The 13,376-nt window shown below is 64.5% G+C and carries 11 protein-coding genes and 1 pseudogene; 6 read left to right on the top strand and 6 right to left on the bottom strand.

From position 1 onward, the window contains the following. Nucleotides 1-3 precede the first annotated feature (3 nt). The 3 genes from pyrC to G4G31_RS05605 all read right to left on the bottom strand — a co-directional run bounded on the left by pyrC (nt 4) and on the right by G4G31_RS05605 (nt 2,323). Complete coding sequence (gene pyrC, locus G4G31_RS05615) at nt 4-1,053, bottom strand: dihydroorotase (RefSeq protein ID WP_182990634.1); 1,050 nt, start codon at nt 1,051-1,053, stop codon at nt 4-6. 168 nt (nt 1,054-1,221) lie between these two features. After that, complete coding sequence (locus G4G31_RS05610) at nt 1,222-1,590, bottom strand: hypothetical protein (RefSeq protein WP_182990633.1); 369 nt, start codon at nt 1,588-1,590, stop codon at nt 1,222-1,224. 7 nt (nt 1,591-1,597) lie between these two features. Beyond that, a complete protein-coding gene (locus tag G4G31_RS05605) occupies nt 1,598-2,323 on the bottom strand; it encodes an amino acid ABC transporter ATP-binding protein (protein ID WP_182990632.1) in 726 nt (241 codons plus the stop codon). Between the two features lie 186 nt (nt 2,324-2,509). Between G4G31_RS05605 and G4G31_RS05600 the strand changes: the two genes are divergently transcribed. The 3 genes from G4G31_RS05600 (at nt 2,510) to G4G31_RS05590 (ending at nt 6,282) form a co-directional block, all read left to right on the top strand. Beyond that, nucleotides 2,510-3,778 (top strand): dicarboxylate/amino acid:cation symporter, encoded by a 1,269-nt coding sequence (locus G4G31_RS05600; protein ID WP_182990631.1) that lies wholly within the window; start codon nt 2,510-2,512, stop codon nt 3,776-3,778. 79 nt (nt 3,779-3,857) lie between these two features. Next, the gene (locus G4G31_RS05595; RefSeq protein ID WP_182990630.1) at nt 3,858-5,150 is read left to right on the top strand and encodes an amidohydrolase family protein; all 1,293 of its coding nucleotides are present in this window, start codon (nt 3,858-3,860) and stop codon (nt 5,148-5,150) included. A 28-nt stretch (nt 5,151-5,178) separates the two neighbouring features. Next, complete coding sequence (locus G4G31_RS05590) at nt 5,179-6,282, top strand: type II asparaginase (RefSeq protein ID WP_182990629.1); 1,104 nt, start codon at nt 5,179-5,181, stop codon at nt 6,280-6,282. Between the two features lie 380 nt (nt 6,283-6,662). Here G4G31_RS05590 and G4G31_RS05585 read toward each other — a convergent pair whose 3' ends face one another. After that, nucleotides 6,663-8,510, bottom strand: coding sequence for an ABC transporter ATP-binding protein/permease (locus G4G31_RS05585; RefSeq protein ID WP_182990628.1), 1,848 nt, complete (start codon nt 8,508-8,510; stop codon nt 6,663-6,665). Between the two features lie 62 nt (nt 8,511-8,572). Between G4G31_RS05585 and G4G31_RS05580 the strand changes: the two genes are divergently transcribed. The 3 genes and pseudogenes from G4G31_RS05580 to G4G31_RS05575 all read left to right on the top strand — a co-directional run bounded on the left by G4G31_RS05580 (nt 8,573) and on the right by G4G31_RS05575 (nt 10,595). After that, complete coding sequence (locus tag G4G31_RS05580) at nt 8,573-9,016, top strand: acyl-CoA thioesterase (RefSeq protein ID WP_182990627.1); 444 nt, start codon at nt 8,573-8,575, stop codon at nt 9,014-9,016. Continuing rightward, nucleotides 9,016-9,365, top strand: a pseudogene (locus G4G31_RS28090) (PhoD-like phosphatase N-terminal domain-containing protein); the annotation flags it as partial. The gene G4G31_RS05580 and the pseudogene G4G31_RS28090, both read left to right, overlap by 1 nt. An 18-nt stretch (nt 9,366-9,383) precedes the next feature. Next, nucleotides 9,384-10,595 carry an alkaline phosphatase D family protein gene (locus G4G31_RS05575; protein ID WP_308622163.1) on the top strand — a complete coding sequence of 404 codons (1,212 nt, stop codon included), beginning with the start codon at nt 9,384-9,386 and terminating at the stop codon, nt 10,593-10,595. A gap of 37 nt (nt 10,596-10,632) precedes the next feature. On the opposite strand, the gene G4G31_RS05570 is transcribed toward G4G31_RS05575, so the two are convergent. Together G4G31_RS05570 and G4G31_RS05565 are read right to left on the bottom strand one after the other, a co-directional pair. Continuing rightward, the gene (locus G4G31_RS05570) at nt 10,633-10,923 is read right to left on the bottom strand and encodes a hypothetical protein (protein WP_182990626.1); all 291 of its coding nucleotides are present in this window, start codon (nt 10,921-10,923) and stop codon (nt 10,633-10,635) included. A gap of 738 nt (nt 10,924-11,661) precedes the next feature. Continuing rightward, complete coding sequence (locus tag G4G31_RS05565) at nt 11,662-13,347, bottom strand: long-chain-fatty-acid--CoA ligase (RefSeq protein ID WP_182990625.1); 1,686 nt, start codon at nt 13,345-13,347, stop codon at nt 11,662-11,664. Nucleotides 13,348-13,376 lie beyond the last annotated feature (29 nt).

Genomic DNA, 13,376 nt, shown 5'->3' with positions numbered 1-13,376 from the left:
CACTTACAGCATCTTCCAGTCGATGCGCTCGCCGGCGTTGAGCGGCACCAGCTCGTTCTCTGCCATCGGCACGGTGGCCGGCAGGTTCCACGATTCGCGCACCAGCGTGATCGTATCTTCGTTGCGCGGCAGGCCGTAGAAGGCGGGGCCATTGAAGCTGGCGAAGGCTTCGAGCTTGTCCAGCGCGCCCGCCTGGGCGAAGGCTTCGGTGTAGAGCTCCATCGCGTGCAGGGCCGTGTAGCAGCCGGCGCAGCCGCAGCTCGATTCCTTCGCGCCGATCGCATGCGGGGCCGAATCGGTGCCGAGGAAGAAGCGCTCGTCGCCGCTGGTGGCGGCCGTGACCAGCGCCAGGCGGTGTTCTTCGCGTTTCAGCACCGGCAGGCAGTAGTAGTGCGGGCGGATACCGCCGCGGAAGATCTCGTTGCGGTTGTAGAGCAGGTGGTGGGCGGTGATGGTCGCGGCGATCGGGCCTTCGGCCTCGGCCACGTACTGGGCCGCGTCCTTGGTGGTGATGTGTTCGAAGACGATGGCGAGGGCCGGCAGGTCGCGGCGCAGCGGGCGCATCACGCGTTCGATGAAGACAGCTTCGCGGTCGAACAGGTCGATGTCGTTGTCCGTCACTTCGCCATGCACCAGCAGCGGCATGCCGACTTCCTGCATCACTTCCAGTACCTTGTAGCAGTTGCGCAGGTCGGTGACGCCCGCATCCGAATTGGTGGTGGCGCCGGCCGGGTACAGCTTGACCGCATGGATGAAACCGCTGTCCATCGCGCGGCGGATCTCGTCCGGATCGGTGTTGTTGGTCAGGTAGAGCGTCATCAGCGGCTCGAAACGCATCCCTTCCGGGAGCGCGGCCAGGATACGGTCGCGGTAGGCGGCGGCCGCCGCGGTCGTGGTGACCGGAGGTTTGAGGTTCGGCATCACGATCGCACGCGCGAACTGGCGCGCCGTATGCGGCAGCACGCTGGCCAGCGCCGCGCCGTCGCGCAGGTGCAGGTGCCAGTCGTCTGGACGGGTGATGGTGATGGATTGCGGGATCTCGATGGTGGACATGGCGGCTCTCGGATTGCGGGACGGCGTCATTTTACCCTTATGGGGCATCGAGAGCGCGCCAGCCTGCCCACCGGCCAGGTGTGATCAGGTTGACAATCGGTGACCGGGCATGGGGCGGACGGCGTGGGCTCGAGAGCCTGTCCGGCGGCGCCCATCCGCGCAAACGCATCAATGCGTCACCACCTCGACCGACGTGATCTTGCCCTGCTCATCGAAAGCGATGTCGAGCGTATCCGGATCAAAGCTGGTGGAGCAGTAACCAAGGTAATAGCTGGAGACGCGCTCGCGCGAAGGGTGCGGTTCTCCAAGCACCGCGGTAACGCCCCGCATGTCCTGGCCGCGCCCGAGCAGACGGCTACGCAGGTCGTCGACCATGCCGCAGCGCGCGTCCTCGTGCTCCGGACTACGCCAACGGGCGGCGTCGAACGGGGCTTTGTTGAACGGGCTCAGGTAACTGCAGAAGGACAGCAGGCCAAGAACGGCCACAGCGCCGATGGCGCATTGAATGACCCGGCGGCGCGGGAAGTGCAGGCGCATTCCCATCTCAATGAATGATCTTCGCCAGGAATTCGCGCGCCCGTTCCGACTGCGGCGCACTGAAAAAGGCATCGGTCGGACTGTCCTCGAGAATGCGCCCGTGGTCCATGAACACGACGCGGTCCGCCACCTTGCGCGCAAAGCCCATCTCGTGGGTCACCACCATCATCGTCATGCCGTCCTGGGCCAGGCCCACCATCACGTCGAGCACTTCGCCGATCATTTCCGGGTCGAGCGCGGAAGTGGGTTCATCGAACAGCATCGCCACCGGATCCATGGACAAAGCGCGCGCGATCGCCACGCGCTGCTGCTGGCCGCCCGAGAGCTGGCTGGGGAACTTGTCCTGGTGCGCCAGCAGGCCGACGCGGTCGAGGTAGGCCAGGCCGCGCTCAATCGCCTCGCCCTTGCCGCGCCCCAGCACCTTGATTTGGGCCAGCGTCAGGTTCTCGCGCACCGACAGGTGCGGGAACAGCTCGAAATTCTGGAACACCATGCCGATCTTCGCGCGCAGCTTGGGCAGATCGGTCTTGCGGTCGGTAACCGGCACGCCATCGACGCGGATGGATCCCTGCTGCACGGGCTCGAGGCCATTGACCGTCTTGATCAGGGTGGACTTGCCGGAACCCGAGGGCCCGCAGACCACGACGACGTCGCCGCGCGCCACATGCGTACTGCATTCGGCGAGTACCTGGAAGTCGCCGTACCATTTGCTGACCTTGTCAATTTCAATCATGTTTACCCGTCGATTCAACAGCTTGCGCGTGCTTGACAGCACCAACACCGCCTAGGATACTGCGGAACTTGCCAAGATACTCAGAACGCACCGCGTTCGCACGCAGAATCACCCGAAATTGACCACTCCGGCGCCCGGATCGACTCGGCGCGCCGGGCGCACGCACAGGCCGACCACTGGACGCATATGAATAATCGAAACCGCCTCACTACCTATATCCTGATCGGACTCGTGCTCGGCATCGTCGTCGGCTATTTCGCGAACGCCAAGCTGGCCGATCCGAAAGCCTTCGCCGACACGCTGTCGCTGGTGACCACCCTGTTCCTGCGCCTGATTAAGATGATCATCGCGCCGCTGGTGTTTTCGACCCTGGTAGTGGGCATCGCCAAGATGGGCAATGCGGCCGAAGTCGGCCGCATCGGCGTCAAGGCGCTGGGCTGGTTCGTCATCGCCTCCATCCTGTCGCTGTCGCTGGGCCTGATCCTGGTGAACCTGTTCCGCCCGGGCGACGCGATGCACCTGGCCGGCATGGCGCCGCCGATGGACGCGAAGACCGATATCGTCACCTCCGGCCTGACGCTGAAGGAATTCGTCACCCACCTGGTGCCGTCCTCCATCGTCGACGGCATGGCGAAGAACGAGATCCTGCAGATCGTCGTGTTCTCGATCTTCTTCGGCACTGCAGCCGCCGCCGTCGGTGCGCGCGCCACGCCGCTGATCGACGCCGTCGACGGCATCGCCCACGTCATGCTGAAGGTGACGGCCTATGTGATGAACTTCGCGCCAATCGCCGTGTTCGCGGCGGTGGCCGCCGTGATCGCCAAGAGCGGCCTCGGTGTGCTGCATACCTACGGCATCTTCATGGCCGAGTTCTACCTGGGGATCATCCTGCTGTGGGTGGTCCTGATCGGCATCGGCATGGCCTTCCTCGGCCCGCGCGTGCTGCGCCTGATTGGCCTCTTGAAGGAACCGACCCTGCTGGCCTTTACCTGCGCCTCGTCGGAAGCGGCCTTCCCGAAAACCCTGGAGGGCCTGGAAAAGTTCGGCGTCAAGAACCGCCTGGCCGCTTTCGTGCTGCCGATCGGTTATTCGTTCAACCTCGACGGCTCGATGATGTACTGCACCTTCGCCTCGATCTTCATCGCCCAGGCCTATGGCATCGAGGTGCCGCTGTCGACCCAGATCATGATGATGCTGGTGCTGATGCTGACCTCGAAAGGCATGGCCGGCGTGCCACGCGCCTCGCTGGTGGTGATCGCCGCGACGCTGGCGCAGTTCAACATCCCGGAAGCGGGCCTGCTGCTCCTGCTTGGCATCGACCACTTCCTCGACATGGCCCGTTCGGCGACGAACGTGATCGGCAACGGCATCGCCACCGCGGTGGTGGCGAAATGGGAGGGCGACCTGGCCGAGACCAGCCCTGAAAAGGACGTCGCCACCTCGCCGCTGCGGTAAAAGCGCGGGCACGCACACAGGGCCTTCCAGCGATGGGAGGCCTTTTTTTTGACAATAAAAAACACACGGAGGAGAACCGATGAAACAGCTTTATGCAGCAGGAATCCTGCTGGCGATGGGCGGCGCGCAGGCGGCCACCCAGACGGTCGATTGCGGCCGCCTGCTCGACGTCAGGAGCGGCAGCTGGCGCGAGCGCGTCAGCATCGTGATCGAGGACGGCACCGTGAAATCGATCGGACCGATGGGCGCCGCCGCTGCCACGCCCGGCCGCATCGACCTCTCGGGCAAATCCTGCCTGCCGGGCCTGATCGACATGCACGTGCACCTGACCAGCGAAACCCAGCCGGTGGTCGACTCCTACCGCGACCGCCTCACCGCCGACCCGGCCGACCTTGCCTACCGCTCGGTGAAGTATGCCGAGCGCACGCTGATGGCGGGTTTTACGACCGTGCGCGACCTGGGCGCCGAGCAGGCGCTGAACGTGTCGCTCAAGCGCGCGATCAATGCCGGTGCGATTCCCGGCCCGCGCATGTTCACGGCCGGGAAGTCGATCGCCACCACCGGCGGCCACGCCGACCCGACCAACAACCTCTCGCACTTCCTGGGTGAAGCGATCGGCACGCCGGGGCCGAGCGAAGGCGTGATCGACAGCCCGGAACAGGGCCGGCAAGCCGTGCGCATCCGCTACAAGGAAGGCGCGGACCTGATCAAGATCACCGCCACCGGCGGGGTGCTGAGCCAGGCGGCAAACGGACAGAACTCGCAGTACACCGAGGACGAGCTGCGCGCGATCGTCAGCACGGCCAAGGACTACGGCTTCCGCGTGGCCGCGCACGCGCACGGTGCCGAAGGCATGAAGCGTGCGCTGCGTGCCGGCGTCGATTCGATCGAACACGGCACGCTGATGGACGACGAAACCATCGCGCTGTTCAAGAAAACCGGCCACTGGTACGTGCCGACGATCTCGGCCGGCCGCTACGTCGCCGACAAGGCCAAGGATCCGCATTACTATTCGGCCCTGGTGCGCCCGAAGGCCGCGGCGATCGGCCCGCAGCTGCAGGCGACTTTTGCGCGTGCCCACAAGGCCGGCGTCAAGATCGCCTTCGGCACCGATGCCGGCGTGTTCCCGCACGGAGACAACGCGAAAGAGTTCGGCTACATGGTGGAAGCCGGGATGACGCCGCTCGAGGCGATCCGCGCCGCCACCGTCCACGCGGCCGAGCTGCTCGACCAGCCGAAACGCCTGGGTGCGATCGAGCCGGGCTTCGCGGCCGATATCGTCGCGGTCGATGGCGACCCGCTGCGCGACGTGAAACTGCTCGAGCAAGTCAAATTCGTCATGAAAGAAGGCGTCGTCTACAAAGGACTGTAAGACCGCGCCACGTTTAAGGAGAAGTCCCATGCTGTTCCAACATACCACCCGCTCGGCCGCCGCGCTGTTCGGGTTCCTGTACTGCCTGGCCTTGGTTGGCACATCGTCCGCACAGGCGCAAACCCAGGCTGCGCCGGCGAAGCTGCCGAACGTGACCATCCTCGCCACCGGCGGCACGATCGCCGGCACCGGCGCGACCAGCACGACTACCGTCGGCTATACCGCCGCCAAGATCGGCGTCGATGCGCTGATCCAGGCCGTGCCGGAAATGAAGAAGATCGCCAATGTCAGCGGCGAACAGGTGTTCCAGATCGCCAGCGAGAACATGGGCAACGAGCACTGGCTGACCCTGGCCAAGCGCGTCAACACACTGCTGGCGCAAGCCAACGTCGACGGCATCGTCATCACCCACGGCACCGATACGCTGGAAGAGACGGCCTATTTCCTGAACCTGGTCGTCAAGAGCAGGAAACCGGTGGTGCTGGTCGGCTCGATGCGCCCGTCGACGGCGCTGTCGGCCGACGGCCCGATCAACCTGTACAACGCGGTGCTGCTGGCCGGCTCGCCCGAGTCGGTAGGCCGCGGCGTGCTGGTGGCGCTGAACGACCAGATCAACGGCGCGCGCGATGTCAGCAAGACCAACACGATCACGGCCGACACCTTCAAGGCGACGGAGCTGGGCATGCTCGGCTACATCGTCGGCGGCAAGCCGTTCTTTTACCGCGCCTCGACCCGCAAGCACACGGTGGACACCGAGTTCGACGTGATGAACCTGGCGGCGCTGCCGCAGGTGGAAGTGGCCTACGCGCATGCGAACGTGGGACCCGTCGCGATCGAGGCGCTGGTCGGTTCGGGCGCCAAGGGACTGGTGCATGCGGGCGTGGGCGACGGGTCGCTGCCGGCCAAGGTGCGTCCCGCACTGAGTGCCGCGCGCAGGAAGGGCGTGATCATCGTGCGCTCGAGCCGGGTCGGCCAGGGTGTGGTGGCGAGGAATGGCGAGGCGAATGACGACGAGCTCGATTTCGTGGCGGGGGATAACCTGTCGCCGCAGAAGGCGCGCATTTTGCTGATGCTGGCGCTGACCAAGACGAACAATACGGGGGATATTCAGCGGATGTTCTGGACGTATTGATTGGATTGCACCGGTACGTGGGGCTGTTGCCTGCTCTGTTATCGGTGCCTTGAATCCGCGTGGGCACGGGGTGCCCACCCTACGGGAAACGCTACGTATCCGGGTTTCGTATGATCTCGCCGATAGCGGTCGGATTGATTGGATTGCACCGGTACGTGGGGCTGTTGCCTGCTCTGTTATCGGTGCCTTGAATCCGCGTGGGGTAATCGAGGCCAATGGCCTCGATTACGGCTTCACCACGGGGTGCCCACCCTACGGTCATCGCTAACGGCGAGTTCATACGAAAACCGGATACGTAGCGTGTCCCGTAGGGTGGGCTCTTGAGCCCACGCGGATCATGCGGGCCGAAAGCGTCTCACGCAACAGCGCCACGTACTACTTCACTCCCCCTGCAACTCCACCGGCGGCGACGCCAACTCCTCGTCCGGCCGCGCCAGCTGGCGCTCCCACATCTGCGCATACAGCCCGCGCGCCGCCAGCAGACTGCCATGCGTGCCGCGCTCGACGATGCGGCCGTGATCGAGCACGATGATCTGCTGCGCGTCCGCGATCGTCGACAGCCGGTGCGCGATCACCAGCGTGGTGCGGTTCTTCGCGATCTCCTTCAGCTGCGCCTGGATCGCCTGCTCCGACTTCGAATCCAGCGCCGACGTTGCTTCGTCGAAAATCAGGATCGCCGGGTTCTTCAGCAGCGTGCGCGCAATCGCCACGCGCTGCTTCTCGCCACCTGACAATTTGAGCCCGCGCTCGCCCACCATCGTCTTGTACCCGTCCGGCAGGGTCTCGATGAAATCGTGGATCGAGGCCGCGCGTGCCGCCGCGACGATGTCGGCGTGGCTTGCGCCCGGTCGGCCGTAGGCGATGTTGTATTCGATGGTGTCGTTGAACAGCACCGTGTCCTGGGGGACGATGCCGATCGCAGAGCGTAAAGACGCCTGCGTCACCTTGCGGATGTCCTGGCCATCGATGCTGATCGCGCCCTTGTTCACGTCATAGAAGCGGAACAGCAGCCGCGACAGGGTCGACTTGCCCGAGCCGCTGTGGCCGACCACGGCGGTGGTGGTGCCGGCCGGGATGGCGAAGTCGACGTCGAACAGGATCTGGCGCTTGGTCTCGTAGCTGAATTCCACGTGTGAAAACTCGACGCGTGCGCCCTGCGCCACCAAAGGCTGGGCACCCGGCGCATCGGCCACTTCGCGGTTCTGGTCGAGCAAACCAAACAGCCGCTCCATGTCGGCCAGCGCCTGCTTGATTTCGCGGTAGATCACGCCCAGGAAATTCAACGGAATGTACAGCTGGATCATGAAGGAATTGACCAGCACCAGGTCGCCGAGCGTCATGGTGCCGGCAATGACGCCTTCGGTCGCGCGCCACAGGATCAGCGTGACGGCGGTGGCGATGATCAGGGACTGGCCCGTGTTCAGTACCGACAGCGAAGTCTGCGAGCGCACGGCCGCGTTCTCGTAGTGCTGCAGGCCCTGGTCGTAGCGTTTCGCTTCGTAGTCTTCGTTGCCGAAGTATTTCACCGTCTCGTAGTTCAGCAGCGAGTCGATCGCCTTGGTGTTGGCTTTCGAATCGAGCTCGTTCATCGTGCGGCGGAAATGCGTGCGCCACTCCGTCACCATTACGGTGAAGGTGATGTAGGTGCCCAGCGCAACGGCGGTAATGATCGAGAACCACTTGTCGTATTTGACGACCAGGTAGCCCAGCACCAGCGTGATCTCGACCAGGGTCGGCAGCACGTTGAAGAGCGAGTACGAGATCAGCGAATTCACGCCGCGCGTGCCACGCTCGATATCGCGCGTCATGCCGCCGGTTTGCCGGTTCAGGTGAAAGCGCAGCGACAGCGCATGCAGGTGGCGGAACACTTTCAGGGCAATCGTGCGCACCGCCCGTTGCGTGACGCGCGCGAACAGGAATTCGCGCAGCTCGGTGAACACCGTGGTCGACAGGCGCAGCAGGCCATAGGCCGCCAGCGCGCCCACCGGCAGCACCAGCAATGCCTGCGGATGGGCCGGGTCGATCGCGAGGGCGTCGATGAGTTTTTTCAGCACCAGCGGCACGCCGACATTCGCCAGTTTCGCGCCGATCAGCGCGCCAAGCGCCGCCATCACGCGCCACTTGTAGACCCACAGGTAGGGGAACAGGGTACGCAGGGTGGCCCAGTCGGTGCGCTGCCTGCCGGGTGCGTCGGGTGGCGGGAGGGAGCTGGGGGAAGAGCGTCGCATGGCAGGGGTCCGGGATTTATGGTTCAATTCGGGACGATTGTAGCTTTTCATGAGATTTCAAGATGACCACGCCCGAAAACACCCCCCCCGCCCACACCAACCGCCTCCCGGAAGGAAAAATTCCGCAACTGCGTGTGATGCCGGGACCGCCTGACGCCAATGTGTATGGCGACGTCTTCGGCGGCTGGATCATGGCCCAGGTCGACATCGCCGGCTCGCTGCCGGCCACCCGCCGCGCGAATGGCCGCGTGGCGACCATCGCCGTCAATTCCTTCCTGTTCAAGAACCCGGTGTTCGTGGGCGACCTGCTGTCCTTCTACGCCGATATCGTCAAGGTCGGCAACACGTCGATCACCGTGTATGTCGAGGTGTACGCCGAACGCAACCGCCTGCAGTCGAATATCGTGAAAGTCACCGAAGCGACGCTGACCTATGTCGCTACCGGCCCGGACCGCAAACCACGCCAGCTGCCGCCGCTGGAAGAGCTGATCTCGCATCCCGAATAATGCAGCAGTCCGGCCGGGATGCGCGCCGCGGCTTCCTGCTGGACGCGGCGCGCCTGACCGCTGCCGCGGTCACGGGCGCAAGCTTCAGCGCCACCGCGGCCGGCTCGCGCTACCCATTCTCCCTTGGCGTCGCCTCCGGTTCGCCGCTGCCGAATGCAGTGATCCTGTGGACGCGCATCCTGCCCGATCCGCTGAACGCGGCCTCGAACCCGCCGCTCGCGCTCACGGTGCGCTGGGAAGTGGCAGAGGACGAGGGGTTCAGGAAGATCGCCGCGCAGGGCAGCACCGTCGCATCCCCGAGCTGGCGCACAGCGTGCACGTCGACGCGGCCGGCTTACGGCCCGACCGATGGTACTGGTACCGCTTCATGCTGGGCGAAGCGGTCAGCCCGGTCGGCCGCACGCGTACCGCGCCCGCGCCGGACATGCTGCCGAGGCGCCTGAAGCTGGCGGTGGCGTCCTGCCAGCACTGGGAATTCGGCCACTATGCGGCGCACCGCCACATCGCGCAGGCAGCACCCGACCTGGTCGCCTTCCTGGGTGACTACATCTATGAGTGGGGGCCGTACCAGCTGCAGCATCCGGCCCGTGCGATCAGGACCAGCGAGTCGTTCACGCTGGACCAGTACCGTGCGCGCTATGCGCAATACAAGACCGACCGGGATCTGCAGGCGGCCCACCATGCCGCCCCCTGGATCGTCACCTGGGACGACCACGAGGTGGCCAACGACTACGCGGGAGACATCGACGAGCGTTTATCAAGCGACTTCGCCGCCCGCCGCGCCGCCGCTTATCAGGCCTTCTATGAGCACATGCCGCTGCGCCTGCCACCACTCCGCGCCGGCCTCAAGAGCATGCGCATGTACCAGCGCTATGACTGGGGACGGCTGGCGCGCTTTCACGTGCTCGACGACCGGCAGTACCGCTCTCCCCTCGCCTGCCCGAAACCGGGCCGCGGCGGTTCCAACGTCGTGCTGGCGCGCGCCTGCGCGGAACTGCGCGACCCGCGCCGCACGATGCTGGGAGAGGAACAGGAAGCCTGGCTGGTCCAGGGCTTGTCGACTTCACGCGCGCGCTGGAACATCCTGGCGCAGCAGACGCCGCTGGCGCAGTCGAGCGGCGTGCCAGTACGCTCGGCCGAGGATGGCCGCTTCTGGACCGATGGCTGGGATGGCTATCCGCTCGCGCGCCGGCGCCTGCTTGACACGCTGGTGAACAGCGGCGCGGGCAATCCGCTGGTGCTGGCGGGAGACGTCCACACGTTTTATGCGAGCGAATTGCGGCGCGATTTCACGCGGCCGGTCTCAAAAGCCAATCCCGTGCTTGCGCCCGAATTCTGCGGTACTTCGGTGACCTCGAGTTCGCGGCCACAGGCGCGCACCCAGGAAAATGTCGAGCGCAATCCGCACATGCTGTACGGAAGGAGCGACCGGCGCGGCTATATGCTGCTGGAAATCACCCCCGAGACAAGCCAAGTGCATTTCATGGCGCTCGACGATGTACGCGACGCGCGCTCGGGACAGGCAAGGCTTGCCTCGTTTGCGCTGGACAATCGATCGGTACGCATCGCCCGCGCGTGAGCGCCGTGTTGCGCTGGTGTCTGTTCAGGCCTTAAGGCTAGCGCCCGACGCCGATGCCAATGCCGACGCCGGAGCCACCCCAGCTGCCGAAGCTGCCGAAGATGGAGGTCGAGACGCGTCCACGGCCGTCACCGTTCTTTGCCGCCAGCTGGACGACGCAATTGCGCCAGGGATCGGTGTTCATTCCATAGCCCAGCTGGCTGCATGCCGGTCCATATTCAGCGATCATGCGGTCCATTTCAGCCTGCTGCTTCATTGCCTGTTGTTCCGGGGTCGAGCATCCAAGCAAGCCGATGACGCTGGCTGCCATTATGATCAAAGCGCGCATGGTGGTTCTCCTTCTGCAATCGATCAGACTCGCCCGAGCCTGGCGAGCCATGCAAAAATGATACCTCTCAATCGCCCCGCCGGCTTTCGCCGAGCGCTACAGAGGAATACGTCCAATCGCCCGTCGCGGCGTAGGCGCAGTCCTGCTGTGGCCCTCCGTTTCGAGGATACACAGCACTAAGAACCTGTCCCAGTAGGGAGGGGGAAGTTGATGACGATGCATGGCAAGCAGAGGCAAGGCGCGAGAAGGCCGCATGGCGAGCCATGCAACGACGAGCAACGCAGCATCTGCTTGTCAGGCGCGTCAGCAACGACTCATCTCCTACTGGGATAGGTTCTAAGTACTCACCCAAAAATAGATGTGTTTTTGGCTTCCAGAACCAGCGCGTTGCTGCGTCGGTTCGCGCTTTTAGTGCTCGCACTGCGGCGCGCTCGCCGCCTTGCACCGCATCCAGTTCTGTTTGCCAAAATTCCCATTTATTTTCGGTCGAGTACTTAGAGCCTATCCCGGTAGTCCGGGGAAAGCTGGTGGCGATGCATGGCAAGCGCGGGCAAGGCGCGAGGAGGCCGCATGGCTGGCCATGCAACGACGAGCAACGCAGCACGCGTTTGTCAGGCGCGCCAGCAGCGACTCCGGACTACCGGGATAGGCTCTTAGCCAAAGAAAAACGCCCGACCAACCCGGCGCCGCAAGGCCAGGGTCAGTCGGGCGTTTGTGCCTGTACAGGCGGGATATGCGTCAGGCGCTCTGCTTCTCGTCGCGCAACTCGCGGCGCAGGATCTTGCCGACGTTGGTTTTCGGCAGCGTCTCGCGGAACTCGATCTGGCGCGGGCGCTTGTAGCCGGTCAGCTCTTCCTTGCAGAAGTCCATCAGCGTCTCGGCGGTCAGCGCCGGGTCCTTCTTGACCACGTACAGCTTGACGGCTTCGCCCGAGTGTTTATCCGGCACGCCGACGCAGGCCACTTCCAGCACGCCCGGATGCGAAGCAACCACGTTTTCGACTTCGTTGGGGTACACATTGAAGCCCGAGACCAGGATCATGTCCTTCTTCCGGTCGACGATGCGGGTATAGCCCTTCTCGTCCATGATGCCGATGTCGCCCGTCTTGAGGAAGCCGCTGGCGGTCATGACTTTCGCCGTCTCGTCGTCGCGCTTCCAGTAGCCGGCCATCACTTGCGGGCCGCGCACGGCGATTTCTCCGGACTGGCCGAAGGGGACCGGCTGGTCCTGCTCATCGAGGATCGCCACTTCGGTCGACGGGAAGGGCAGGCCGATGGTGCCGGTGAATTCGGTGATGTCGCAGCGGTTACCGGTGACCACCGGCGAGGCTTCCGACAGGCCATAGCCCTCGACGATGGGCACGCCGGTCAGTTGCAGCCACTTGTCGGCCACGACTTTTTGCGCCGCCATGCCGCCAGCCGGGCAGACCAGGTAAGTGGAATGGTCGAGCTTGGCGAATTCCGGGTGGTTGATCAGGCCGTTGTACAGGGTGTTCACCGCCGGGAAGACGTTGATCTTGTATTTGCCGAGCTCCTTGATGAAGCCGTCCATGTCGCGCGGGTTCGGGATCAGGAGGTTCATGGCGCCGAGGCGCATGCCGAGCAGGCCGCAGACCGTCAGCGCATAGATGTGGTACAGCGGCAGCGCGCAGGCGAACTGCAGCTGCTGGCCCGCCGGCTGGCGTACCAGGGACGGCGAAAACCAGGCTTCGTTCTGCAGCAGGTTGGCCAGGATGTTCCGGTGCAGCAGCACGGCGCCCTTGGACACGCCGGTGGTGCCGCCGGTGTACTGCAGGAAGGCGATGTCGTCGTGGCCTTGCGTGACCGGCTTGAAGGACAGGCGCGCGCCGTCGGCCAGCACCTTGTTGAAGGAGACCGCGCCGGGCAGCGACCAGCTCGGCACCATCTTCTTCACTTTACGGACGACGAAGTTGACGATGGTACCTTTCACCGTGCCCAGCATGTCGCCCATGCTGCCGACGATGATGTGCTTCAGGGCCGGGGTGTTGGCGATCACCTGCTCCACCGTATTGGCGAAGTTTTCCAGCACCACCAGCGCTTCGGCGCCGGAGTCGTTCAGTTGGTGCTGCAGTTCGCGCGGGGTGTAGAGCGGGTTGACGTTGACGATGGTGTAGCCGGCGCGCAGGGCCGCAGCCATCGCCACCGGATATTGCAGCACGTTCGGCAGCATGATCGCCACGCGCGCGCCCGGCTGCAGGCCGCGGCTTTGCAGCCAGGCCGCCATCTGCGCCGACAGGCGGTCGAGGTCGGCATAGGTAATGCGCTTGTCCATGCAGGCAAAAGCGTCCTGGCCTGCGTACTTGCGGAAGGATTCTTCCAGCAAATGGGTCAGGGAGCGGTACTGCGTCGGGTCGATCTCCGCCGGTACGCCCGCCTGGTACGACTTGAGCCAAAACTTGTCCATCTGTTGCCTGCCTTCCTGAATGCTGTGTC

It is taken from the genome of Massilia sp. Se16.2.3, from assembly GCF_014171595.1.
Lineage (GTDB): Bacteria > Pseudomonadota > Gammaproteobacteria > Burkholderiales > Burkholderiaceae_D > Telluria.
Note: the sequence above shows the minus strand (reverse complement) of the source record. Positions and strands in the feature narration are given on the sequence as shown.